The following is a 24,028-nucleotide window of genomic DNA, read 5'->3' as shown; positions in this document are numbered from 1 at the left end:
ATAGTTAGAATTTATTTGATAATCTTCGTGCTTTTAACCTGGTTTTTAAAACAACCATGCTTATTAAAAAATAACGCGTAATAGTCTGGCGGTTATTTGAATTCTTTTGTTAATAATTCCCGTGTGATATTCATCACCTTATTTACTCGTTGTCATCGATACCGTAATCGCCACATTAACACTGCTCGTGCAATTGCCATGGGTGCAATTTTTAAGGAGTTGTTATGATCCACGCCTTTATTAAAAAAGGGTGTTTTCAGGATTCGGTCAGTTTAATGATTATTTCACGAAAACTCAGCGAATCAGAAAATGTTGATGATGTTTCCGTAATGATGGGTACGCCCGCCAATAAAGCGTTATTAGATACTACAGGTTTCTGGCATGACGATTTTAATAACGCCACGCCGAACGATATTTGCGTGGCAATTCGTAGCGAAGCGGCGGATGCGGGGATCGCGCAGGCGGTTATGCAGCAGCTTGAAGAGGCGCTAAAACAACTGGCGCAGGGTTCAGGCAGCAGCCAGGCGTTGACGCAGGTGCGTCGCTGGGACAGTGCCTGTCAGAAATTACCCGATGCCAATCTGGCGCTGATTTCAGTGGCTGGTGAGTATGCGGCGGAGCTGGCGAACCAGGCGCTGGATCGCAACCTCAACGTGATGATGTTTTCCGATAACGTCACGCTGGAAGATGAAATCCAACTTAAAACCCGCGCGCGGGAAAAAGGCTTGCTGGTGATGGGGCCAGACTGCGGTACGTCGATGATTGCCGCCACGCCGCTGGCTTTTGCTAACGTGATGCCGGAAGGCAACATTGGCGTCATAGGCGCTTCCGGTACCGGGATTCAGGAGCTGTGCTCACAGATTGCGCTGGCAGGGGAGGGAATTACTCACGCGATTGGTCTTGGCGGGCGCGATCTCAGCCGTGAAGTGGGCGGCATCAGTGCGCTAACGGCGCTGGAAATGCTCAGTGCAGACGAGAAAAGCGAAGTGCTGGCATTTGTTTCAAAACCACCTGCCGAAACTGTGCGTCTGAAAATTGTTAATGCCATGAAAGCAACTGGCAAACCGACGGTGGCGCTGTTTTTAGGTTATACCCCGGCGGTGGCCCGCGACGAGAATGTCTGGTTTGCCTCCTCGCTGGATGAGGCCGCTCGTCTGGCTTGTCTGCTTTCACGCGTCACTGCGCGACGTAACGCGATAGCGCCTGTCAGCAGCGGATTTATTTGCGGTTTGTATACCGGCGGTACGCTGGCTGCTGAAGCGGCGGGATTACTTGCCGGACACCTTGGCGTGGAAGCCGACGATACCCATCAACATGGCATGATGCTGGACGCCGACGGACATCAGATCCTCGACCTGGGCGATGATTTTTACACCGTCGGGCGTCCCCATCCGATGATCGACCCGACCTTACGCAACCTGTTAATTGCCGATCTCGGCGCTAAACCGCAAGTGCGCGTGTTGCTGCTTGATGTCGTGATTGGCTTCGGTGCGACCGCCGATCCTGCCGCCTCGCTGGTGAGCGCCTGGCAAAAAGCCTGTGCCGCGCGTTCAGACAATCAACCACTGTATGCCATTGCCACGGTGACAGGCACTGAACGTGACCCGCAATGCCGCTCGCAGCAAATCGCCACGCTGGAAGATGCGGGGATCGCGGTAGTGAGTTCGCTGCCGGAAGCCACCTTGCTGGCGGCGGCGTTAATTCATCCGCTCTCGCCTGCCACACAGCAACACACACCGTCATTACTGGAAAACGTCGCCGTGATTAACATCGGATTACGCAGCTTTGCGCTGGAGCTACAAAGCGCCAGCAAACCGGTTGTGCATTACCAATGGTCGCCAGTCGCCGGCGGCAATAAAAAACTGGCTCGTTTATTAGAACGTTTGCAATAAGGGGTTCCCATGTTTACATCAGTGGCGCAAGCCAATGCTGCGGTTATTGAACAAATTCGTCGGGCTCGTCCACACTGGCTGGATGTGCAACCGGCTTCTTCACTTATCAGCGAACTAAACAAGGGCAAAACACTGCTTCACGCCGGGCCGCCAATGCGCTGGCAGGAGATGACCGGGCCAATGAAAGGTGCATGTGTGGGCGCATGTCTGTTTGAAGGCTGGGCGAAAGATGAAGCGCAGGCACTGGCAATGCTGGAGCAGGGGGAAGTGAACTTCATTCCTTGTCACCATGTGAATGCTGTCGGGCCAATGGGCGGCATTACTTCTGCCAGTATGCCGATGCTGGTGGTCGAGAACGTGACCGACGGCAACCGGGCGTACTGCAACCTCAACGAAGGTATCGGCAAAGTGATGCGTTTTGGCGCTTACGGCGAAGATGTCCTGACTCGCCATCGCTGGATGCGCGATGTGTTAATGCCAGTATTAAGCGCGGCGCTGGGGCGCATGGAGCGCGGCATCGATCTCACGGCAATGATGGCGCAGGGCATTACCATGGGCGATGAGTTCCATCAACGCAACATTGCTTCCTCTGCACTGTTAATGCGTGCGCTGGCCCCACAAATTGCTCGCCTCGATCATGATAAACAGCACATTGCGGAAGTGATGGATTTCCTCAGCGTGACCGATCAGTTCTTCCTTAACCTCGCGATGGCTTACTGCAAGGCGGCGATGGATGCAGGCGCGATGATCCGCGCAGGCAGCATCGTTACGGCTATGACCCGCAACGGCAATATGTTCGGGATTCGGGTCAGCGGGCTGGGTGAACGCTGGTTTACGGCGCCTGTAAACACTCCGCAAGGTCTGTTTTTCACCGGCTTCTCGCAGGAGCAGGCGAACCCGGATATGGGCGACAGCGCGATTACCGAAACCTTTGGTATTGGCGGAGCGGCGATGATCGCAGCGCCTGGCGTAACGCGCTTTGTCGGTGCGGGTGGCATGGAAGCGGCCAGAACCGTTTCTGAAGAGATGGCGGAAATTTACCTTGAGCGCAATATGCAGTTGCAGATCCCAAGCTGGGATTTTCAGGGCGCGTGCCTGGGGCTGGATATTCGTCGCGTGGTAGAAACCGGCATTACGCCACTCATCAATACCGGTATCGCCCATAAAGAGGCGGGGATCGGGCAGATTGGTGCAGGCACTGTGCGGGCACCGCTGGCGTGCTTTGAACAGGCGCTGGAAGCACTGGCTGAAAGCATGGGGATTGGTTGAGGAACGCACAATGACGATCATCCATCCTCTACTTGCCAGCCGTAGCGCACCGAATTATCGCCAGTCCTGGCGGTTAGCGGGAGTGTGGCGGCGGGCGATTAACCTGATGACGGAAAGCGGCGAACTGTTAACGCTGCATCGTCAGGGGAGTGGTTTCGGCCCCGGCGGATGGGTGCTTCGCCGCGCGCAATTCGATGCGTTATGCGGTGGATTATGCGGCAATGAACGACCACAGGTTGTGGCACAAGGGATTCGCCTCGGGCGTTTCACGGTTAAACAGCCACAGCGTTATTATCTGCTGCGTATTACGCCGCCTGCGCATCCTCAAGCGCTTGCCGTTGCATGGATGCAACGCGCGGAGGAAACCGGGCTTTTCGGGCCACTGGCATTGGCGGCAAGCGATCCGCTGCCTGCTGAATTACGCCAGTTTCGTCACTGTTTTCAGGCCGCGCTCAATGGCGTTAAGACCGACTGGCGGCACTGGCTGGGTAAAGGCCCCGGATTAACGCCAAGTCATGATGACACGCTGAGCGGAATGCTGCTGGCGGCCTGGTATTATGGGGCTTTAGATGCGCGCTCCGGTCGCCCGTTTTTTGCCTGTTCCGACAATCTTCAACTCGTTACCACTGCGGTGAGCGTCAGTTATTTACGTTATGCCGCGCAAGGATATTTCGCCTCGCCACTCCTGCACTTTGTTCATGCTCTGAGTTGCCCGAAACGTACCGCAGCGGCGATCGATTCGCTGCTGGCGCTGGGGCATACGTCAGGGGCCGATACGCTGCTGGGGTTCTGGCTTGGCCAACAATTATTACAAGGAAAACCATGAAAACACTGGTTGTGGCTCTTGGGGGCAACGCCTTACTCCAGCGCGGTGAGGCGCTGACGGCAGAAAATCAATATCGCAATATTGCCAGTGCTGTGCCCGCGCTGGCGCGCCTGGCCCGTTCTTATCGGCTGGCGATTGTTCACGGCAACGGGCCGCAGGTGGGGCTGCTGGCGTTACAGAATCTGGCGTGGAAAGAGGTAGAACCGTATCCGCTGGATGTACTGGTGGCGGAAAGCCAGGGGATGATTGGCTATATGCTGGCGCAGAGCTTGAGCGCACAGCCGCAGATGCCGCATGTCACGACGGTGCTGACGCGCATTGAGGTTTCGCCTGATGATCCGGCGTTTTTGCAGCCAGAGAAGTTTATTGGTCCGGTTTATCAGCCAGAAGAACAAGAGGCACTGGAAGCGACTTACGGCTGGCAGATGAAACGTGATGGTAAATATTTGCGCCGGGTGGTGGCGTCTCCGCAACCGCGTAAAATTCTCGACAGCGAAGCCATCGAGTTGTTGCTCAAAGAGGGGCATGTGGTGATTTGCAGTGGCGGCGGCGGTGTGCCTGTGACGGAAGACGGGGCAGGGAGTGAAGCGGTGATTGATAAAGATCTCGCCGCTGCGTTGCTCGCCGAGCAGATTAATGCCGATGGACTGGTGATCCTCACCGATGCTGATGCGGTATATGAAAACTGGGGAACGCCGCAGCAACGTGCCATTCGCCATGCCACACCGGATGAGTTAGCGCCATTTGCCAAAGCCGATGGTTCGATGGGGCCGAAGGTAACGGCGGTGAGTGGCTATGTCAGAAGCCGTGGTAAACCCGCGTGGATTGGGGCGTTATCGCGGATTGAAGAGACGCTGGCGGGCGAAGCGGGGACTTGTATTTCGCTGTAGTGATGGGCACCAGGCAATTGGCACATCTAGCCTGATGCGATGCTGGCGCGTCTTATCAGGTCTACAGGCGGTGTCGGAACGGTAGGCCGGATAAGGCGTTTACGCCGCATCCGGCAAGAAAATGAGCATCAATTAACTGAACTTGCTCTGCGCCCACATCACGCCGCTGGCATACTCCGGCGGCAGCAGTGGGATTAAGGCTTCCAGCGTCGCGGTCAGACGCGATGTGTCGCTGTCGGTCAAATTCAAATGCCCCACTTTACGGCCCGGACGGACTTCTTTGTCGTACCAGTGCAGATGCACAAGCGGCAGTTTCAGCCAGTCATAATTCAGATCGCTACCAATCAGATTGATCATCACCGACGGATTATTCACTACTGGTTGCGGTAACGGCAGATCGGTAATTGCCCGCAGATGTAGCTCAAACTGGCTGATGCTGGCACCGTTTTGCGTCCAGTGACCGCTGTTATGCACACGCGGAGCCAGTTCGTTGATCAGCAGACCTTGTGGGGTGACAAAACACTCCATTGCCATCACGCCTACATAGCTCAGCTCCTGCATAATCGCCGACAACATCTCTTCAGCTTGCGCCTGCAGCTGTGCGTTGGCCTGCGGGAAAGCGACGCTGGTGCGCAAAATGCCGTCCTGATGCAGGTTATGCGTCAGCGGATAAAACACGGTGCTGCCATCAAAACCGCGCGCGCCAACCAGCGACACTTCACCAGAGAAGTTTATGCCCTGCTCGACAATACATTCGCCGTAGCATTCAGCAGGTAACTGTTCGGTTTCATCGGCGCGTAAACGCCATTGACCGCGTCCGTCATAGCCACCAGTGCGGCGCTTAACAATCGCCAGCTCACCTAAACGATCAAACACCGCAGGCCACTCGCTGCGTTCGGAAAGTAACTGCCACGGTGCGGTCGGCAGGTGGAGCTTATCGAAAAGCTGCTTCTGAGTCAGACGGTCGGCAATAATCGGGAACACATCGCGGTTCACAAAGGCCGGATGGCGCGCCAGCTCGCGGGTTAATGCAGTTTCCGGCCAGCGTTCGATCTCAGCGGTAATCACGCTTTGTTGAAAAGGCACCGCCGCCGGTTCAGCGTCCAGCCCGACCGGCCAGACAGCAATGCCTAACGGTTCGCCTGCCTGACGCAGCATACGGCCTAACTGCCCGTTCCCGAGGACGCAAACCTGTTTCATGCCGCACCTCGCGGGTCCGGGTTTTCCAGCACTTCATCAGTTTGTGCTTTGCGCCAGTCATTCAGACGCTGGTGCAGTTCTTTATCATGATTCGCAAGAATTTGTGCTGCCAGTAACGCCGCGTTTGCCGCGCCAGCTTTACCAATCGCTAGCGTACCCACCGGAATGCCGCGCGGCATTTGTACGATGGAGTAGAGGCTATCGACACCGCTCAGTGCGGCGCTCTGTACTGGCACGCCCAGCACCGGCACCAGCGTTTTGGCGGCAATCATGCCAGGCAGGTGCGCTGCGCCGCCTGCGCCCGCAATAATCACCTGATAACCGTTCTCTTCGGCGCTTTCGGCGAAGCTGAACAGTTTATCGGGGGTGCGGTGAGCAGAAACCACTTCAACGTGGTGCGGGACATTCAGGATTTCGAAGATTTCGGCGGCGAACTGCATGGTAGCCCAGTCGCTTTTGGACCCCATCACGATGGCGACACGCGCCGGATTATTGCGGGAAGACATGCGTCTTAAAACTCCTGTGGTGCACAACTCTCGGCTTTAGAGGGCACAGAGAATAGCACGGAAAGAGTGCAAGGAAAACGGTTGCGTAGGCGGAATTAACCGTCAGTTGTTGAGTTTTTAATTTGTTCTGCGTGTTGATTATGCGCTCTGGCTGAACTGGCAAAGAATGCCCATATCAACACAATGCTCCATGGAAAAAAGCAAATACCGACAATCAATATAAATCTTTCTACAAAACGTTGGTTATGGGGGCGGGTGAGTACTAAATAAATGAGCCAGAAATAGACTATCCAGGAAATGACCGCCGCAGCTACCAGTGACAATGCGCCAAAATAGAAGCCGACAAGACCGAACCAGCTAATACACAGTGGCGCTCCTGCCGTAAGGGCGATGCCAGAAATCAAAAATCCGTTGCAGCGTTGCATAATAATATTCCCTGTTGTTATTTCACTCAGAGATTATTACCTTGCTGATTTTAAAAAAGATATACAGGTTGCGTTAGTTCGGTGCTTTTTCAGAATCTGTCCATTCGTGGTCAGAAAGGAAAATGGATTAGCTCAACGTCATCCGCCGTGACTTTCACCATCGAACCTTCTGTATGCCAGGCACCCAGTACCACGCGAAAAGCCGTTTGCTGATTGGCGATAAGTTCATGCACCGCCGGGCGATGGGTATGCCCGTGGATCAGCCATTGCACTTGATGTTTTTCCATCGCACTGACCACCGCGTTTTGGTTAACGTCCATGATCGCCAGCGATTTACTGCTGTTGGCTTCTTTACTGTTCGCGCGCATTCGCGCGGCAATGCGTTTGCGCACAAACAACGGCAGGGCGAGGAATAGCGTTTGCAGCCAGGGTTTGTGGACTTTGGCACGAAAAGCCTGATAACCCGCGTCATCGGTGCACAGCGTGTCGCCATGCATAATCAACACCCGACGACCATAAAGTTCGAGCACCTTTTCTTCCGGCAATAACGTCATGCCGCTTTCACGGGCAAAGCGTTTGCCGAGCAGAAAATCACGGTTGCCATGAATGAAATAACAGGGAACGCCGGAATCGGATACCGCTTTGATTGCTGCGGCCATCTGGTGATGAAGTGGGTTGGGATCGTCGTCGCCGATCCAGGCTTCAAACAGATCGCCAAGAATATACAGCGCATCGGCCTTGCGGGCCTCCCCCGCTAAAAAACGCAGAAAACCGGCGGTGATCGCCGGTTCTTCCGCGCAGAGATGAAGATCTGCAATAAAGAGTGTCGCCACGATTACTCGCTAACGGTCACGCTTTCAATGATAACGTCTTCTTTTGGCACGTCCTGGTGCATACCGCTACGACCGGTTGCAACACCTTTGATTTTGTCTACCACGTCCATGCCTTCAACCACTTCAGCAAATACGCAGTAGCCCCAACCTTGCAGGCTTTCGCCAGAGAAGTTCAGGAAGTCGTTATCAACCACGTTGATGAAGAACTGGGCAGTTGCAGAGTGCGGTGCCTGAGTACGGGCCATTGCCAGCGTACCACGGGTATTTTTCAGACCGTTGTTGGCTTCGTTTTTGATCGGTTCTTTGGTGGCTTTTTGTTTCATGCCCGGTTCAAAACCGCCGCCCTGAATCATAAAGCCGTTGATAACACGGTGGAAAATGGTGTTGTTGTAAAAACCTTCGCGGCAGTAGTCCAGGAAGTTTTTAACTGTTTCAGGTGCTTTATCGTCAAAAGTTTTGATGACAATATCGCCGTGATTGGTGTGGAAAGTAACCATTTTTGCATCCTGTTCCGTTTGATTGGTGCTTCAACCCGGTTCGGGTCATATATAGGGTGGTGTTATAGCATAACCGCACGATCGGATCATCTCGCAATGTATGCTGATTCGCGCGGGAAATATGGGTATTATACGCAACTCAATTACCCACACATGTCTAAACGGAATCTTCGATGCTAAAAATCTTCAATACTCTGACACGCCAAAAAGAGGAATTTAAGCCTATTCACGCCGGGGAAGTCGGCATGTACGTGTGTGGAATCACCGTTTACGATCTCTGTCATATCGGTCACGGGCGTACTTTTGTTGCTTTTGACGTGGTTGCGCGCTATCTGCGTTTCCTCGGCTATAAGCTGAAGTATGTGCGCAACATTACCGATATCGACGACAAAATCATCAAACGCGCCAATGAAAATGGCGAAAGCTTTGTGGCGCTGGTGGATCGCATGATCGCCGAAATGCACAAAGATTTTGATGCTTTGAACATTTTGCGCCCGGATATGGAGCCGCGCGCGACGCACCATATCGCCGAAATTATTGAACTCACTGAACAACTGATCGCCAAAGGTCACGCTTATGTGGCGGACAACGGCGACGTGATGTTCGACGTCCCGACCGATCCGACATATGGCGTGCTGTCGCGTCAGGATCTCGATCAGCTGCAGGCAGGCGCGCGCGTTGACGTGGTCGATGACAAACGTAACCCGATGGACTTCGTTCTGTGGAAGATGTCGAAAGAGGGCGAACCGAGCTGGCCGTCTCCGTGGGGCGCGGGCCGTCCTGGCTGGCACATTGAATGTTCGGCAATGAACTGCAAGCAGCTGGGTAACCACTTTGATATCCACGGCGGCGGTTCTGACCTGATGTTCCCGCACCACGAGAACGAAATTGCCCAGTCCACCTGTGCGCACGATGGCCAGTATGTGAATTACTGGATGCATTCCGGTATGGTGATGGTTGACCGCGAGAAGATGTCTAAATCGCTGGGTAACTTCTTCACCGTGCGTGATGTGCTGAAATACTACGATGCGGAAACTGTGCGTTACTTCCTGATGTCGGGTCACTATCGCAGTCAGTTGAACTACAGCGAAGAGAACCTGAAACAGGCGCGTGCGGCGCTGGAACGTCTCTACACTGCGCTGCGCGGCACAGACAAAACCGTTGCGCCTGCCGGTGGCGAAGCGTTTGAAGCGCGCTTTATTGAAGCAATGGACGACGATTTCAACACCCCGGAAGCCTATTCCGTGCTGTTTGATATGGCGCGTGAAGTGAACCGTCTGAAAGCAGAAGATATGGCAGCGGCGAATGCAATGGCGTCTCACCTGCGTAAACTTTCTGCCGTATTGGGCCTGCTGGAGCAAGAACCGGAAGCGTTCCTGCAAAGCGGTGCGCAGGCAGACGACAGCGAAGTGGCTGAGATTGAAGCGTTAATTCAACAGCGTCTGGATGCCCGTAAAGCGAAAGACTGGGCGGCGGCAGATGCGGCGCGTGACCGCCTTAACGAGATGGGGATCGTGCTGGAAGATGGCCCGCAAGGGACCACCTGGCGTCGTAAGTAATTGCGCTATTGCCGGATGCGAGTTTTCGCATCCGGTTATCGCCTGCGCCACCACAACATTCCCATCAGTAGCATCCCCGGCAACCACACCCACATCAATTCAGAAATAATCACCTGATGCCCGTACGGCGTGGTGTAACGAGACAATGCAAACGGCGCGACTTTAATCACCTGCCAGGGAGCGAAAAAGCGTTCATCTGACCACGGCCATATCCAGCCAACGCCTTTACCACCAGTGGTTACCGAATCCAGCAAGCTGTGCGATAGCAATGAGACGGTTAAAAACAGCCAGCAGCGAATCAGCCCAGCCCTGAACCATCGACGTCCAATCAGCACACATAACAGCGGGACAACAAACGCAAACACCAGCGAATGGGTAAACCCGCGATGACCAAAAACGTTGCCGTAAGCAACGCCAAATTTAAACGATAATACGTCGGCATCAGGCAACATCGCCAGGACGATTCCGGCAAATAACAGACGCGGTGGGATGGCTTTCTAACCCAACCCTAAACCAATGCATAGGGGAACGGCGGCGTGCGTAATAACGGTTGGCATGATGGTCGCTTCGGCAAAATGTCGATGCTATCAGCATGGATGAACGGGGCGTAGAGGGCAAAAGTCTGAAAAGAGAACCGGCCTGTTGATACAGGCCGGGAAAGGGATCAGGCAACAACCTGTACGGTGTGACCTGCAAAACTCACTGTCTGACCGGCGACAATTTTGCAGCGTTTGCGCGTTTCAACCGCACCGTCGACTTTCACCTGGCCTTCGGCAATCGCGATTTTCGCCTGCGCGCCGCTTTCGCTCCAGCCTTCCAGTTTCAGCAAGTCGCACAGCTCAACGTGCGGATGTTTACCTAAAGAAAATGTCGCCATGTTACTCACCCTGTGGATCATGATATTCAACGCACGCCTGTAGCGTGTTTTCAATCAGCGTGGCAACCGTCATCGGGCCAACGCCGCCCGGAACAGGCGTAATGTATGAGGCGCGTTTAGCCGCGTCTTCAAACACGACGTCGCCCACAACTTTGCCATTTTCCAGACGGTTGATGCCGACATCAATCACAATTGCGCCTTCTTTGATCCAGTCACCAGGAATAAAGCCCGGCTTGCCGACGGCAACGATCAGTAGATCGGCATTTTCTACGTGGTGACGCAGATTTTTAGTGAAACGGTGGGTCACGGTAGTGGTGCAACCTGCCAGCAGCAGTTCCATGCTCATTGGGCGACCGACGATATTCGATGCGCCAATCACCACGGCGTTAAGGCCAAAGGTATCAATGTTGTAACGCTCAAGCAGCGTGACGATACCGCGCGGGGTGCAGGGACGCAGACGTGGCGCGCGCTGGCACAGGCGACCGACGTTGTAAGGATGGAAACCGTCCACGTCTTTGTCCGGATGAATACGTTCCAGCACTTTGACGTTATCAATACCCGCCGGTAACGGCAGTTGAACCAGAATGCCATCAATGGTGTTGTCGGCATTCAGCGCATCGATAAGCTCCAGCAGCTCCGCTTCGCTGGTGGTTTCCGGGAGGTCATAAGAGCGGGAGACGAACCCGACTTCTTCACAAGCCTTGCGTTTGCTTGCGACATAAATTTGCGATGCAGGGTTGCTACCCACCAGCACAACGGCCAGTCCTGGCGCCCGCAGTCCGGCTGCAATACGCGCCTGAACTTTTTGAGCAACTTCAGAGCGCACCTGCTGCGCAATCGTTTTACCGTCAATAATCTTTGCTGCCATCAGAGAGAGGATTCCATCTGTTACGTAGGTCGAAGGGGATGTGTCTATTTTGTCAGAAGCGTGGCGCGCTGTCAGTTTTCGTTTTCTGAAAAGTAAAACCTTCTGTACCTGGCTGATTCACACCTATCATGATAACCGTCGTTGGTTTGCCGCCATAGTGAGCTACATCAGATGCGGTCGTACACTTGTTCAGCAACTGGTTCAAAAGCCATTGACTCAGCAAGGGTTGACCGTATAATTCACGCGATTACAGCACACCGTGGTATCAATGCGCCCTTAGCTCAGTTGGATAGAGCAACGACCTTCTAAGTCGTGGGCCGCAGGTTCGAATCCTGCAGGGCGCGCCATTAAAATTCAATCAGTTACGCCTTCTTTATTTCTTCTATAATTCCAGAGTGGGACATTATCACCAAAAATGTCGTCTATTTTCCTCGCGTGCTCAGTCAAATGATTAGGCGCAAGGTGAGCATATCTACGAACCATTTCTCTGGACTCCCATCCGCCCATTTCCTGAAGCACTGATAATGGGACGCCTGACGGAATCAACCTGCTTGTCCGGGTATGCCAGAGGTCATGGAAACGGAAATTTTCAACTCCTGCACGACGACAAGCTGATAGCCATGCTGTCTTGCTGTCAATGCGCATCTTCCTGAGCGCAGGCATTGATGTTCCATCTGCTCGCTTAGCCGCCCTGGTATGTACACCCACATTTGTGATGCTTGCCTGTTTGATCATGCAGCACTTTAGAGGCGGTATCGTTCAGCGCCACACCAATGGCGCGATTTGATTTGCTATCTTCTGGATTCACCCTGGCAACTTGTCGCTGCATGTCAATCTGTTGCCACTCCAGATTTATGATGTTCGACTTTCTCAGAACAGTTACCAGCGCAAACTTGACGACAGATTTCAGTGGCTTGGGGCTCTCATCAATCAGGCGTTTTTCCTGATTCTTTTGTAAGTCTCTTGTGCCATTCCACCTCATACAGGTTTGCCTGCAAACAGTACTGATATTGCACTGCCAGATATTCCGGCTGGCTTCGTGGTTGTTTTCAACAGTGATGAGGCATCGTGGCATCTCGTTGAAGACCATCGGGGTAAAACGGTTTATGACGTGGCATCAGGGGACGCGTTATTTATTTCTGAGCTCGGTCCGTTACCGGAAAATGTTACCTGGTTATCCCCGGCAGGGGAGTTTCAGAAGTGGAACGGCACATCATGGATAAAGGATACGGAGGAAGAAACCTCGTTGCTGGAAGCCTGTAAGATGTATCGGGTGTTGCTGAACCGAGTTGATACATCAACTGCCCCTGATATTGAGTGGCCTGTGAACCCTGTCAGAGAGTAATCATTGGGATTATGCCGCAGCACGTCGTGCGCAAGAACGTGCTGCGGCTGGATGCTATTTTTTCCCTGAAGCGGAAAACATTACTACAGTACCTTTAACCTTGGTTTTAACATTCTCGAAATGCTCTGAGAGTATATGTGTTAAGCCTTCTTCGGAATCTTTTGTGTTTGAAAAGATGCCTTTCTGATTGTAAATGCGCATCAGTTTTTGACCGAAGCTATTGTGCACAACGCCGTCACCAAGAATTGTGGCTCCGTATAGAGTTCCATCGTCAGTTAAGGCCTGCGCCGCATTGCGTATTACACAGCTTTTTGTAGATATATTTCCAGGCAGGCAGTGAAGAAGGTAAAACATGGAAATGGAATCAAATTGACCATGTAACGCCGCGGGATAAGGATCAAAAACATCATGGCTAATTTTATGTTTAATTTTTGATTCCCCAGCCCTTGTCGATGCCGCGTTCAGGCTAGCTTCGTTCAAATCCATTAAAGATATCAGACTACTCTCAGGTACGTGAGTAAGGTAAAACCCAGTTCCAACGCCAATATCCAGATGGTTGTTACCTAAATGTTCCAGAAAGTGTGGAAGAAGGTGTTCCTTTGTAGGACATCCCCATGCAAGCCGATTTGATACTCCCAAAACCCACCAGTCATAAAGCTTTAGGGTAAGTGGTGTGTAAATTTTAGCCCCATCATCTGTGTTTTTTTTCATTAGTTTCACCGTGTTATAGTTTTATTTGTGAATTAAATCAATTATAGAGATGAATTACAAGGGGTTAAATGATGCCACGGCATAACGAATTTGAATATATTGGGTCTTGTGTTGCGGTAAGAGGTTACACGCCAGGACGCAGGTTAAATGCTTACAATATTAGGGGATATTGTTTGCTTTTAACGGTAAACAAATTCCCCGGGGCTATACAATACCACCGGGGAGAAAATCTATTTAACGTTGTTAAAAGGTGTACTTAAGACCAGCAGTAGTGATGAAGTTATAGTTTTCTATGCCTGCACCATTTTTGCTGTAGTCAGAAGTGTTATCATTGTGATCATAAAGTGAAGTATCACCTTTTTTATTCGTAACCCGATTCCATGCGCCTTCAATATAAACTTTTGCATTAGGCGTTACGTAATAACCTGCATTGACTGCAACAGAATAGTAATTTTGGTCTTTGACTTTACTGCGATAAGTGATTCTTTTTCCTGGGTCATAGTGTTCATCGTTATCAAATGCTTCCACCCAGCCGCTGTATTTAAATGTACCACCTAGCTCAAAATCTTCATAACGATAACTTCCAGTCAAGCCAATGTAGGGCATTTTAAAACGTTGTTTGTAGCCGATTGCTCTTTCTCCATTCGGGAAGGAGCCGATATCATCTCTGAATCCCTCCTCAGAACTGTAGATATAGGAACCCCCTCTGGCTGTAAAGCTATAACGGCTTTCCTGATATCCGGCCATGAGTCCCAGGCGGTAATTGGGTTCGTTGAGGAGCCAGCCTTTGATATTCAGATCAAATTCGTTGGCATAATTGAGTTGTGTATCAGGGTGTCTACTTTCATCCGTCCAGGTTCCGGGGTTACTGGAATCCATCCAGTCCCGATCGACCATATTGCCACCTCGGCTACCGAGAGTTGTCCAGCCAGCAGCCCCGATAGATATCTGGGGCATCAAATCCCAATTAATTGCACCTTTAATAATTGCAGCGTTATTGAATTTCCAGTCAAGTTGACTGACTTTTCGGCCTCCTTCTTCGGCTAGATAAACACGCTCTTTTGTTTTTCCGCTCAGAGTTCCAAGACTAATGTCCGCATTTATGTTGTCAGGAGTAAACGATAAAGTCTCGGTAGAAGCAAAAGAGCTGATCGCAATAGGGGTTGTCAGGACTATTCCCAGAAGTTTCGCCCGCATAAAAGGTCTCCATTCAATCGTTTTAATGATTGAGTATGTATTTTTTATATCTAACTTAATGAGTCAATTGTATATTGCCCCACTGTTTATATTTTGTTTAACATTGAATTTTTGTCACAATGCGCTGTCAGTTTTTTAGTTTAATTGTCTGTTTGTGTTTTGTATTGTGGTTTTATGGGCTAATTATTTTTTTCTTTGTGGAGTTTTTATCTATTCAAGTGCCATGCCTTTAGATGCATATTAGCGATAATAGCATGAGGTTTATCCTCAATTGCTGTGTTTTTTAGTATAAAAAAGAGGAACAAAACTGAGACACATAAGGCCTCGCAATGGCTTGCAAGGTTTTACATATTTTGAGGTGGTGGAACGTGTGAACGCAGAGATGGCGCGGTAATTTGTTGATTTAAAATGTCGTTCTTGGAGTTTCTAAGTCGTGGGCTACAGGTTCGAATCCTGCAGGGCGAGCCATTTCCTCGCCATTTATTTGTTCCCTTTTACAAATTACACCATCACTTTGTTGTCGCGGTTTTGCTAAATAATTGGAACACGTCAGACGAATAAAATGAAAACAGAAATTCTGCTAAACAATTCATCTTGCCAGGATTTTGATTAGGAAAGTGAAAAGGAAAGGAGCAAGCTAAGTTGCTCCCTTTAATCATTAATACTCAAGGATACTCTGCGCGGCGGGCAAATAGCGCAGAGAGAAATAGAGCGTGTCTTTACCGCAAGAGGAACGTTTCGCTAACAGCGAGGCAATTTCTGCGTTCGGTTTCGGTTTCGCTGTAAACGTTTTACCTTTACCAGCGACAAACAGTTCATAAACAATGCCGCTTGCTGGGGCGGAACTTTGGCAATCGGCGCTGGCCTGTAGATAACGTTCACGCTGTTCAGCGGTCAGTTTATCCACGCCGCTGCCATCCTGTACCCAGACATTAACACCGGTTGCTTTAACTTGTTCCAGCAGTTGGCGATAGCCATCTGGCGACATGTTTCCGGCGAAAAAACTACTGATATAAACCGGTTTTGCTGAAACATCGCTAATCAACCGCTGCGCGTTGTTTAACCATGTTAGCAAAGGCTGACGGGCGGCTTCGCTGCGCCAGTTCAGGTCGTCAATTTCCGCGCTGATGTACCAGCCATCCGGCGTTACGCCAGGCACGGCGCTCCATAATCTGGCTTGCTGGAGATCGGCAGCCAGCAGGCGATTAAGATAGCTTTCCAGCGCTGCGGACGACTGTTTCTGGTGCATAAAAAATTCCGGATCGGCGTTCAGCCCGACAATCAGCTTCAGGCCAGCCTGTTGCGCAGCTGTAGCACGCTTAAACAATAACGCGCGCTGTTCTGGCTGGGTGAATGCATCGCCGTAACGGGTCCATTGCAAAACCAGGGTATCGAAGCCTTGCAAACGTAACTGACTCATCAGCCCCTGCCACTGGGTATCGGTAACCTGACTATCACGGTTTTGTGGTTGCCAGATAATACCTTTCATCGCAAAGGAAAAAGGGCTGACCAAAAGCAGTGTCAACAATACGAAAATGAACTTACGCATTTACCAGTGCACTCCAATGGTGAGAAACGCGTTGTTGCGCTCTCCGTTACGTTGATTAATCGCCTTAAAGGTATGTTGATATTCGACGCCGAGACTGACTTTGTGCGGCCAGGCGTCGTAGTGCGTCTCGCCGGTCCAGATATTCCAGCGGACCCCGACACCGCCAAGCTGCGCGCCCTGAGTGCCTTTATCACGATAACCGTTGTCCTGAACGTGAGCGTAAGGCTCAATAGTCTGTCCGTTCGCCACCTTCTGATGCCAGCTTACGCGATAATCTGCCGTCCACGCCTGAATATCCTGGCGGACATATTGCGCCGCATCGAGGTACAGGTTTTGGGCAAACCAGCCTGAACCGTTCGGGTGCCATTCGTCGCTGTATTTGCCGCCATTAAAGAATGAGGCGCTGGCGCGCAGCATGGTATCGGATGCGCCATTTTGCCCGTTCAGCGGCAACTGCTGTTCGACGGCGAGGAAAAAGATCTGATCGCGCAGCGGCTTCCAGCGCAGACCGGTGCCGGACATCGGATTTTTCACCGGCATCATCACCCCGTTTTCTCCGGTATCGGCAAAGACGCGGCTATAAACTGAGAGCAGGTCGCCTTCCAGCAGCATATTGCGTCCGAGGCGGTACTCGGCTTCCAGTTGCCCGTAGCTACGATAGCTTTTCCCTGGCGCTGCGCCGCCGACATTATTGTTAGCGGTACTCATTGCGCCGGAACGCAAGCCGATAGAAGAATCGAAACTGAACGTCCAGCGGCGACCGACCTCCTCATGCAGACGGCGGAAATTGAAGCGTTGCTGATTTTGCTCTGGAGTCAGTGGGGTTATCAGCGCCTGATTATCAATGTCATCAATCACCAGCCGGGCGTAGTGCTGCGTCGCAGGCATGTCATCCAGACGCTGGTTCACGTAGGCCAGTTGTCGGATAAGTGCCGGATCGTCCGGTAGCCCTTTATGCGCCTGTTCGAGCATTTCCCGCGACTGTGCGATATCACCGCTATCCCACAAGGCGTAACCGAGCGCTGCCTGGGTGTTGCTATTATTCGGTTCCAGTTCCAGCGCGGCGCGCAAATCACTCACCGCCGCCGGGACATTATGACGTTGGCGATAAATTGTCGCCCGCGCAACGTAAGCGTTGGCAGAAGGCGCAATATTGATTGAGCGCGTGAGATCGTTCAGTGCAAGTTCCGGCTGACCAGGAATGTAACGTTGCGCATGCAGCCACCAGTAGAGGGCATTGTTTCCCAGCCCACGTTGTTCTGCCTGCTGAAGCCAGCGATCGCGAGCCGCACCATTTCCTGCCGCCTGGGCGGTATTGGCAGCAGCAAGCAGATCCTCATTGCTCATGTCGTGAAGACTGATTTTCTGCCAGGCCGCCAGTGCGGTGGCGTAGTCCTCAACCTGATACGCCTGATAGGCTACCGCACGATGTTGCCAGGCGTCCGGTTGTCGTTGTTCGGCCTGAAGCCATGCATACAACGCCACACCGGGTAGCGTGTCCCGATAACACTTTGCCAGACGGTTCCAGGCGGCGGCATCGTAGGAAGGCGACATATCGCCCAGCAAGCGAACTATTGCCGGGCAATTATCTGCAATACCCGGCAACTGACTTTGCCACTGACGTTGCTCCGCCAGCGGTAAGGGTTTCGATAAAATCGCCACCTTCGCCGGCGTTGCCAGGTAAGGATGACTTTCCAGCAGAGACGCCAGTCGCGCCATTAAAGTCTGGCTGACACGCGCATCGCCCTGGAAAGGATAGCGTTGCAGCAATAAATCGGCAGCTTCGCGTGACTGTTCGTTCTGCATCAGTTGCCAGGTCAGTTGATCCAGGCGGGTAAGATTTGCCGGTTCTTGCTGATACAGCAATCGTGCCAGACGCAGAGCTTCAGCCTTGTTATGGGTCGCTACGCTAACGGTATAACGCTCCTCAAGCATTTCATTGGCGGGGAGGGTGGCGAGCAGTTTTTGCGCTGCGCCGTACTGACCTTCTTTTAACAGCACCGGTAGCGTCGCGCCAACAACATACTGGCGGTTGTCGGCAAACTGTACCGTATAATTCGCCAACGCCTGAACGGGGTTGCCGCTGTATTTAGATAACAGATAGAGCCAACTTTTCTCTTGTGCGTCCGTGGTAAATAGCGGCGTATTTTCAATGAGATAATGCTGGAGGCGTGCTTTTTCGCCACGATAAGCCAGCGCGGTCGCGTAAGTAATATATGACTGAGGATCGGTGAAGATCCCCTGTGATTGCAGCGCCAGGATCCGATCGTCCAACTGCCCGGCAAGAAGCACGTCAAACCACTGACGGCGTTCTGCCGCGCTTAATGTGTTCTGCTGGCGTGCTTCATTGTATAGCGTATCTGCCTGGGACCATTGTTTCAGGTAGATTGCGCGTTGCAGCAGATCGGTTCGCAGCGTTTTTCCTTCCGGCGATGCAGCAAACGTCGCATCGTTCAGTTGCGCTCTGGCGACAGGTAATTGTGCCAGCCGCAGGGCATTCTGCCCGACTTCACTGCGACAACGCAGGGTCGGCGCAGCATCGCACGCTTTTTGCTGGGCAAGCAGTTCTTCAACAGTCGTAACGCTTTTCACTTCAACAGGAATAGCCGCCAGACTGCGCTCAAGCCGATCATCTCCAGGGTGACGTTTCAGTTGATCCTCAAGCAACAGCCGCGCCCGGTCATCATGACCAAAATGGCGATAGGCTTCCGCAAGGTATAAAGTCAGCGGAATATTATCCGGCACCTGCTGGTGTATATATTCAAATTCGCGGATGGCGGTTGCTTCGTCGTTATTTTTCTGTGCCTTCAGCGCCTTATCGAGACGGGGATAAATAACAAAATGGCGATAATCGCTCAGCCCCAGCTCTTCTGCGCTGGTGCCGATATTGTCTGCGAGTGCGCTGGTACTCAATAAAGATGTCAGCAGTAAACCAGACCATCCGATGACGCGATTAAGGTTATTCTCCTTCATTTTCGGACTCCAGTTGTGCAACCTGTTCAGTGTTTAAACCTGCTTTGAGTAATAGTGATTGCATCGAAACTTGTAATTCGCGTTGAATTGTCAGGACGCGATCCAACGTTTCCTGGCTGATAACGCCTTCGGTGACCAAAAACTTGCCGAGCGGCAGAGAACTGCGTTCATGGCGCAATAACAACACGTTAATTGCTGAACGATTAATATGACCGAGCGTGGTCAGTATTTCGGCGAACAGGAACTGATGCGGCACATATTGCCGCCAGATTTCACCGGCCTGCTGTTCCGTGAGCCACTGATGCTGAACTGCATTGTACAACATTGCCCGCGGATCGTGACCGCGTCGGCGTGCATACCAGTGGCGTAATCCGGTGACAATTTGTCCCCGCAGAACAATGACGTAACGCACTTTGCGTCCGACTTTACGCGTCAGGGCCGCCAGCGAAACCGGGTCAATACCATCTTCACTGCCGACAATTAACTCATCATTGTCCAGACGCAGCGGCAGTACCGCATAATGCAGCGCCACGGAGGCCGGCATTTCGGCAATCAGCGAGGAAGGGATCTGCCAGGCATCGATGGATTCCCACGCCACGCCGTTTTGCTCTGCCAGCGCCTGTGCCAGTTGCTCGGCGCTAATCAGCCCCTGCATCAGCATTGAACCGCCCAGGCGTAGACCTTCGACGCGATTACGCAGTGCTGTATCGAGTTGTTCTTCAGTGATGACCTGATTTTCCAGCAGGATTTGACCTAACGGACGCAACGAGCGGGTATCGCCAGTCACGCTGGGGAAGTCATGCGTTGTTTTATCCCACGCGACGCGACGTGGATCGCCGTGTTGAAGTACCTGTTTTAACGCGCGCCAGTTGGCCATGAAGTTAATCAGGTTGCCCCAGAAAAGACGCAGGACAGATAGCAGCCCCTGCGTCAGGCCGTAGTAGCCAGTAACGAAAATCACCCGCTGCACGATGCGGTTAATCATCAAGCCAAAGTTTAGCCACAGCAGAGTCATTAACCATGCGCTGCCGCTGAAAATAGAAAGGAAATGCCAGGCATCGGGCCACAAACTTTCATACGCCAGCAACAGCAAAAGCTGGATCATCACCAGCATCGCGAGGAAGCTGACAAAGTTACTGATTGCCCCTTTGCGGTCGCGCCAGAGAAAGTAGTTCAGCGTCAGGCTGGAGGTCCATTTGTGGGTTTTAAAGCCCTGGAAAACAATGCCGATGATCCAGCGAGATTTTTGCCGAACCGCAGTCGAAAAGGTATCGGGGAAATATTCGCGCACGCAGATCATGTTTGACGTCCGTGCATGCTGTAAAAATTTACGCTGCTCGCGTTCTTTGGCTTCGTCCACCACCGGAAAACGGACAAAAATTTCCGTCATACCTTTCTCTTTCAGGCGGAAGCCAATGTCGTAATCTTCAGTCAGACTCTGCACGTCGAAAGCAATACCGTCACCGTCAGCTAACAGTGCGGTCACGGCGCGGCGGCTGAAACAGGTGCCGACGCCTGCGCTGGGCACCTGTCCGGCGAGGGCTTCACGCACCGGAACATCTTTGCCATGCAGTTCTGAAAACTCATCAATGTAGGTCATGCTGGTGAAGTGCGTCCATTCGCGTTCGAACGGATACACTGGGATCTGAATCAGATCTTTACGCTCGACCAGATAGTTGAACAGACGCAATTCCATCGGTGAAATCACATCTTCGGCGTCATGCAGAATAAAACCAGCAAAAGCGAAATTGGCGCTACGTTCAAATTGGGTGATGGCGTCCAGCACGTTGTTCAGACAGTCGGCTTTGCTGGTGGGGCCAGGACGCGCGCAGACTACCTTATGCACGTTCGGGAAGCGAGCGCACACTTCGTCAACATCACGCTGAGTATCGGGGTCGTTGGGGTAGGTGCCAACAAAGATATGATAGTTTTCGTAGTCGAGCGTGGTCGCCGCCAGCTCGGCCATATTGCCGATGACGCCCGTTTCATTCCACGCCGGAACCATAATCGCTAACGGTTTTTCATCTGGTTTATACAGTTCGCGGTAACTCATTCGCGGGTAGCGGCGATAAACACTCAACTTGCGTTTAATGCGGCGTACCCAGTAGACGACATCAATAAAAAAATCGTCCAGCCCGCTGATGAACATAATGACCGCTAACGTTATCGCGATTACTTTTAAGCCGTAGAGCTAGGTAGCAAAAACATCAAGAAGCCAGTCCACACAAAAACCTTACATTAACGCTGGTTATGTTTAGGGTGGCGTATATTAAGGTTTTTTATGAATTGTGACAGCTTTTTATCATTAATAGGTATTACTATTGCGGCATGTTATTTTTACACTGGTTATAAAAGTTGCCGTTTGCTGAAGGATTAAGCGGGTAATATGATAACAAACCTTGTCCCCCGCACATCTGACGTTACTGCAACTGTGCCTTTATGCGCGACAACAATCGATTTCACTATCGCCAGGCCAATGCCGCTACCTTCGCCTTTTCGCTGGCGGGAAGGATCAACGCGGTAGAAACGGTCAAACAATCGCGGTAAGTGTTCGGGCGCAATGGGCGTACCGGGGTTTTCGACGGTAACTTGCACCAGGTGATCGACCGTCTGGCAGCGCACAACAATTGTCTCTCCGGTTGGCGTATAACGCAGGGCATTAGAAAGCAGGTTGCTTAACGCCCGACGCAGCATCAGCGGATCGCCCGCAACCTGACACTCGTCGCCAACAAACCGCAGCTCCACGCCGCGATCTTCTGCTAACGCCTCGAAAAAATCGAACACTTTGCCGACTTCATCCGCCAGGTTGAGCATTTTCTTTTCGGGGATTAGCTGGTTGTTATCGGCCTGAGCGAGAAACAGCATATCGCTGACCATTTTCGCCATTCGCGTCAGCTCTTCGAGATTAGAGTAGAGCACATCTTCCAGCTCCTTCTGGCTGCGCGACTGGCTGAGGGCGATTTCCGTTTGCGTAATGAGATTAGTAATAGGTGTGCGAATTTCGTGGGCGATATCCGCTGAGAAATTGGACTGGCGGGTAAAGACATCCTCAATACGCTCGATCATATGGTTGAACGACAGTACCAGCTGTTCCAGCTCAATGGGCACGGTCTGCGGGTCAAGGCGAACGTCGAGATCTTTCGAGGTGATATTCTGGATTTGACGGCTGACGCTGCGGATCGGCGCGTGACCTTTATGTACCGCCAACAGCACGATAAAGACGATCAGGATGCTGATTACCGATGCGGTCATAATAAGTTTATTCATCAAATCATTGATGTAATGAAGATGAAAATCGATCGAAAGCGCAATGTAGAGCGTATAAATCGGTTTGCCGTCAACCAGCGGGCCAACCGGCAAGTTAATCATCCGCCAGTTGCTGTGTTCCATATGCCCGTGACCGTGCCTTGGCATCATCATCGTTGGGCCGGAAAGGAGATACACCTCGCCGCCCTGCGCGTCTTTATCGGGTATGGCGTCACGCGTAAACTCGCGGATATCCGGCGCACCGGGGGAGTGATACACCGTTTTACCGTGGCTATCTGCCAGAGAGATCAACACATTGGAATAACCACTGACGATATCTTCCAGCGTCATTAAGCGTCGGGCTTGCGTTTCGTCAGGGTGATTAAGTACCCGTTCAAGGGTGGCGCTAATCTCTTTTAAATCATTAATATCCTGCTCGGCAAAATGCACTTTTACCGAGTGGATCATGATCCATGCAAAGGCGAAAAACGCCGCGATGGTGGCGAGGCTGATAAAAAAGGTCAGGCGAGTTGCCAGCGAAAACGGGCGCTGAAATGGTTTACTGACCATCCGGCACCTCTAGCATGTAACCCACGCCGCGCACGGTCTGAATCAACTTTGGCTCAAAGTCGTTGTCGATTTTGCCGCGCAGCCGCTTCACCGCCACATCAATGGCGTTGGTATCGCTGTCAAAATTCATGTCCCATACCTGCGAGGCGATAAGCGAGCGGGGCAGCACTTCGCCCTGATGGCGGAGGAAAAACTCCAGCAGAGTAAATTCTTTACTGGTCAGAGTGATGCGCGTGCCGCTGCGGGTGACTTTGCGGCTGACGAGATCGACCATCAGATCGGCAACCTGAAACTGACTTTCGATAATCACCGCCGCCCCGCGCCGCAGTAGAGTGCGCACCCGCGCCAGCAGTTCAGCAAAAGCGAACGGCTTCACCAGATAGTCATCCGCCCCCAACTCCAGCCCCTTGACGCGATGTTCAATGGTGCCAAGCGCGGTAAGCAACAGAATCGGCATCCCCTTATTGGCGGAACGCAACATGCGCACGATATCCCAGCCGTTCACGTCCGGCAGCATAATATCGAGGATTATCAGATCATAATCACCGGTCATCGCCAGATGGTAGCCATTCAGCCCGTTGTCGGCCAAATCGACCACAAAACCGGCTTCGGTTAACCCTTTGGTCAAGTATTCTCCGGTTTTCTTTTCATCTTCGACAATCAACAGTTTCATATTTCCTCCGCATGTTGCCCGGGCAATTCTAGAGTAGCGGGATCAGATGGCAATCGCTTATTGGCAAAATGACAATTTTGTCATTTTCCTGTCACCGGAAAATCAGAGCCTGGCGAGTAAAG

General features: G+C 52.0%; 19 protein-coding genes, 1 tRNA gene and 4 pseudogenes. 8 read left to right on the top strand and 16 right to left on the bottom strand.

Annotation, left to right across the window (positions count from 1 at the left end):
* The first annotated feature begins 224 nt into the window (after positions 1-224).
* From HBM92_RS17720 to HBM92_RS17705, 4 genes are read left to right on the top strand one after another with little or no spacing between them, the layout of a single operon-like run.
* Positions 225-1,892: an acyl-CoA synthetase FdrA gene (locus tag HBM92_RS17720; protein WP_000580879.1), complete on the top strand. Its 1,668-nt coding sequence runs from the start codon at positions 225-227 to the stop codon at positions 1,890-1,892.
* Between the two features lie 9 nt (positions 1,893-1,901).
* Positions 1,902-3,161 (top strand): DUF1116 domain-containing protein, encoded by a 1,260-nt coding sequence (locus tag HBM92_RS17715; RefSeq protein ID WP_000495395.1) that lies wholly within the window; start codon positions 1,902-1,904, stop codon positions 3,159-3,161.
* A gap of 10 nt (positions 3,162-3,171) precedes the next feature.
* On the top strand, positions 3,172-3,987 hold the full coding sequence (locus HBM92_RS17710; RefSeq protein WP_001304819.1) for a DUF2877 domain-containing protein: 816 nt from the start codon (positions 3,172-3,174) through the stop codon (positions 3,985-3,987).
* Positions 3,984-4,877: a carbamate kinase gene (locus HBM92_RS17705; RefSeq protein WP_000855367.1), complete on the top strand. Its 894-nt coding sequence runs from the start codon at positions 3,984-3,986 to the stop codon at positions 4,875-4,877. Before HBM92_RS17710 ends, HBM92_RS17705 begins: the two co-directional genes overlap by 4 nt.
* A 132-nt stretch (positions 4,878-5,009) precedes the next feature.
* Here HBM92_RS17705 and purK read toward each other — a convergent pair whose 3' ends face one another.
* From purK to ppiB, 5 genes are all read right to left on the bottom strand, one after another.
* Positions 5,010-6,077, bottom strand: a complete 1,068-nt coding sequence (gene purK, locus HBM92_RS17700; protein WP_000815579.1) for a 5-(carboxyamino)imidazole ribonucleotide synthase — start codon at positions 6,075-6,077, stop codon at positions 5,010-5,012.
* Complete coding sequence (gene purE, locus HBM92_RS17695) at positions 6,074-6,583, bottom strand: 5-(carboxyamino)imidazole ribonucleotide mutase (RefSeq protein WP_001304818.1); 510 nt, start codon at positions 6,581-6,583, stop codon at positions 6,074-6,076. Before purE ends, purK begins: the two co-directional genes overlap by 4 nt.
* Before the next feature lie 95 nt (positions 6,584-6,678).
* On the bottom strand, positions 6,679-7,008 hold the full coding sequence (locus HBM92_RS17690) for a hypothetical protein (protein ID WP_001188438.1): 330 nt from the start codon (positions 7,006-7,008) through the stop codon (positions 6,679-6,681).
* Positions 7,009-7,118: 110 nt separating this feature from the next.
* Positions 7,119-7,841, bottom strand: coding sequence for a UDP-2,3-diacylglucosamine diphosphatase (gene lpxH, locus HBM92_RS17685; protein WP_000212234.1), 723 nt, complete (start codon positions 7,839-7,841; stop codon positions 7,119-7,121).
* Between the two features lie 2 nt (positions 7,842-7,843).
* Positions 7,844-8,338, bottom strand: a complete 495-nt coding sequence (gene ppiB, locus HBM92_RS17680; protein ID WP_000256002.1) for a peptidylprolyl isomerase B — start codon at positions 8,336-8,338, stop codon at positions 7,844-7,846.
* Between the two features lie 173 nt (positions 8,339-8,511).
* Here ppiB and cysS point away from each other — a divergent pair, with 173 nt between their 5' ends.
* On the top strand, positions 8,512-9,897 hold the full coding sequence (cysS, locus tag HBM92_RS17675) for a cysteine--tRNA ligase (RefSeq protein ID WP_000912345.1): 1,386 nt from the start codon (positions 8,512-8,514) through the stop codon (positions 9,895-9,897).
* Positions 9,898-9,932: 35 nt separating this feature from the next.
* Here cysS and HBM92_RS17670 read toward each other — a convergent pair.
* From HBM92_RS17670 to folD, 3 genes and pseudogenes are all read right to left on the bottom strand, one after another.
* Positions 9,933-10,454: pseudogene (locus tag HBM92_RS17670) on the bottom strand (metal-dependent hydrolase).
* A gap of 107 nt (positions 10,455-10,561) precedes the next feature.
* Positions 10,562-10,774 carry a ribosome-associated protein YbcJ gene (gene ybcJ / locus HBM92_RS17665; RefSeq protein WP_000190290.1) on the bottom strand — a complete coding sequence of 71 codons (213 nt, stop codon included), beginning with the start codon at positions 10,772-10,774 and terminating at the stop codon, positions 10,562-10,564.
* Position 10,775: 1 nt separating this feature from the next.
* Positions 10,776-11,642 (bottom strand): bifunctional methylenetetrahydrofolate dehydrogenase/methenyltetrahydrofolate cyclohydrolase FolD, encoded by an 867-nt coding sequence (gene folD, locus HBM92_RS17660; protein WP_000729155.1) that lies wholly within the window; start codon positions 11,640-11,642, stop codon positions 10,776-10,778.
* Positions 11,643-11,682: 40 nt separating this feature from the next.
* Between folD and HBM92_RS17655 the strand changes: the two genes are divergently transcribed.
* Positions 11,683-11,880, top strand: a complete 198-nt coding sequence (locus HBM92_RS17655) for a hypothetical protein (protein WP_000025786.1) — start codon at positions 11,683-11,685, stop codon at positions 11,878-11,880.
* Positions 11,881-11,912: 32 nt separating this feature from the next.
* Positions 11,913-11,989: transfer RNA gene (locus tag HBM92_RS17650), tRNA-Arg, on the top strand.
* A gap of 15 nt (positions 11,990-12,004) precedes the next feature.
* Here HBM92_RS17650 and HBM92_RS17645 read toward each other — a convergent pair.
* Positions 12,005-12,594, bottom strand: a pseudogene (locus HBM92_RS17645) (site-specific integrase); the annotation flags it as partial.
* A gap of 18 nt (positions 12,595-12,612) precedes the next feature.
* On the opposite strand from HBM92_RS17645, the pseudogene HBM92_RS17640 reads away from it, so the two are divergent.
* Positions 12,613-12,987: pseudogene (locus HBM92_RS17640) on the top strand (tail fiber assembly protein); the annotation flags it as partial.
* A gap of 54 nt (positions 12,988-13,041) precedes the next feature.
* Here the strand turns inward: HBM92_RS17640 and HBM92_RS17635 are convergent.
* From HBM92_RS17635 to cusR, 7 genes and pseudogenes are all read right to left on the bottom strand, one after another.
* Entirely contained in the window at positions 13,042-13,698 is a 657-nt protein-coding gene (locus tag HBM92_RS17635) for a class I SAM-dependent methyltransferase (RefSeq protein ID WP_000742375.1), read from the bottom strand.
* Positions 13,699-13,941: 243 nt separating this feature from the next.
* Positions 13,942-14,895, bottom strand: a complete 954-nt coding sequence (gene ompT / locus HBM92_RS17630; RefSeq protein WP_001201849.1) for an omptin family outer membrane protease OmpT — start codon at positions 14,893-14,895, stop codon at positions 13,942-13,944.
* A 658-nt stretch (positions 14,896-15,553) separates the two neighbouring features.
* Positions 15,554-16,444: a DUF4434 family protein gene (locus HBM92_RS17625; RefSeq protein ID WP_001224595.1), complete on the bottom strand. Its 891-nt coding sequence runs from the start codon at positions 16,442-16,444 to the stop codon at positions 15,554-15,556.
* The gene (nfrA, locus tag HBM92_RS17620; protein ID WP_001304814.1) at positions 16,445-19,417 is read right to left on the bottom strand and encodes a bacteriophage adsorption protein NfrA; all 2,973 of its coding nucleotides are present in this window, start codon (positions 19,415-19,417) and stop codon (positions 16,445-16,447) included.
* A pseudogene (nrfB, locus tag HBM92_RS17615) lies at positions 19,404-21,641 on the bottom strand (cyclic di-3',5'-guanylate-activated glycosyltransferase NrfB). The gene nfrA and the pseudogene nrfB overlap by 14 nt, the downstream one beginning before the upstream one ends.
* Before the next feature lie 149 nt (positions 21,642-21,790).
* Positions 21,791-23,233: a Cu(+)/Ag(+) sensor histidine kinase CusS gene (gene cusS / locus HBM92_RS17610; protein ID WP_000253822.1), complete on the bottom strand. Its 1,443-nt coding sequence runs from the start codon at positions 23,231-23,233 to the stop codon at positions 21,791-21,793.
* Positions 23,223-23,906 carry a copper response regulator transcription factor CusR gene (gene cusR, locus HBM92_RS17605; RefSeq protein WP_000770953.1) on the bottom strand — a complete coding sequence of 228 codons (684 nt, stop codon included), beginning with the start codon at positions 23,904-23,906 and terminating at the stop codon, positions 23,223-23,225. Before cusR ends, cusS begins: the two co-directional genes overlap by 11 nt.
* Between the last annotated feature and the right edge of the window lie 122 nt (positions 23,907-24,028).

Source organism: Escherichia sp. E.sYA108 (assembly GCF_011754335.1).
Lineage (GTDB): Bacteria > Pseudomonadota > Gammaproteobacteria > Enterobacterales > Enterobacteriaceae > Escherichia > Escherichia coli.
Note: the sequence above shows the minus strand (reverse complement) of the source record. Positions and strands in the feature narration are given on the sequence as shown.

Coding starts and splice junctions, on each gene's coding strand:
- HBM92_RS17720 (WP_000580879.1), top strand. CDS start 225: ATGATCCACGCCTTTATTAAAAAAGGGTGTTTTCAGGATTCGGTCAGT.
- HBM92_RS17715 (WP_000495395.1), top strand. CDS start 1,902: ATGTTTACATCAGTGGCGCAAGCCAATGCTGCGGTTATTGAACAAATT.
- HBM92_RS17710 (WP_001304819.1), top strand. CDS start 3,172: ATGACGATCATCCATCCTCTACTTGCCAGCCGTAGCGCACCGAATTAT.
- HBM92_RS17705 (WP_000855367.1), top strand. CDS start 3,984: ATGAAAACACTGGTTGTGGCTCTTGGGGGCAACGCCTTACTCCAGCGC.
- purK (WP_000815579.1), bottom strand. CDS start 6,077: ATGAAACAGGTTTGCGTCCTCGGGAACGGGCAGTTAGGCCGTATGCTG.
- purE (WP_001304818.1), bottom strand. CDS start 6,583: ATGTCTTCCCGCAATAATCCGGCGCGTGTCGCCATCGTGATGGGGTCC.
- HBM92_RS17690 (WP_001188438.1), bottom strand. CDS start 7,008: ATGCAACGCTGCAACGGATTTTTGATTTCTGGCATCGCCCTTACGGCA.
- ppiB (WP_000256002.1), bottom strand. CDS start 8,338: ATGGTTACTTTCCACACCAATCACGGCGATATTGTCATCAAAACTTTT.
- cysS (WP_000912345.1), top strand. CDS start 8,512: ATGCTAAAAATCTTCAATACTCTGACACGCCAAAAAGAGGAATTTAAG.
- ybcJ (WP_000190290.1), bottom strand. CDS start 10,774: ATGGCGACATTTTCTTTAGGTAAACATCCGCACGTTGAGCTGTGCGAC.
- folD (WP_000729155.1), bottom strand. CDS start 11,642: ATGGCAGCAAAGATTATTGACGGTAAAACGATTGCGCAGCAGGTGCGC.
- HBM92_RS17635 (WP_000742375.1), bottom strand. CDS start 13,698: ATGAAAAAAAACACAGATGATGGGGCTAAAATTTACACACCACTTACC.
- ompT (WP_001201849.1), bottom strand. CDS start 14,895: ATGCGGGCGAAACTTCTGGGAATAGTCCTGACAACCCCTATTGCGATC.
- HBM92_RS17625 (WP_001224595.1), bottom strand. CDS start 16,444: ATGCGTAAGTTCATTTTCGTATTGTTGACACTGCTTTTGGTCAGCCCT.
- nfrA (WP_001304814.1), bottom strand. CDS start 19,417: ATGAAGGAGAATAACCTTAATCGCGTCATCGGATGGTCTGGTTTACTG.
- cusS (WP_000253822.1), bottom strand. CDS start 23,233: ATGGTCAGTAAACCATTTCAGCGCCCGTTTTCGCTGGCAACTCGCCTG.
- cusR (WP_000770953.1), bottom strand. CDS start 23,906: ATGAAACTGTTGATTGTCGAAGATGAAAAGAAAACCGGAGAATACTTG.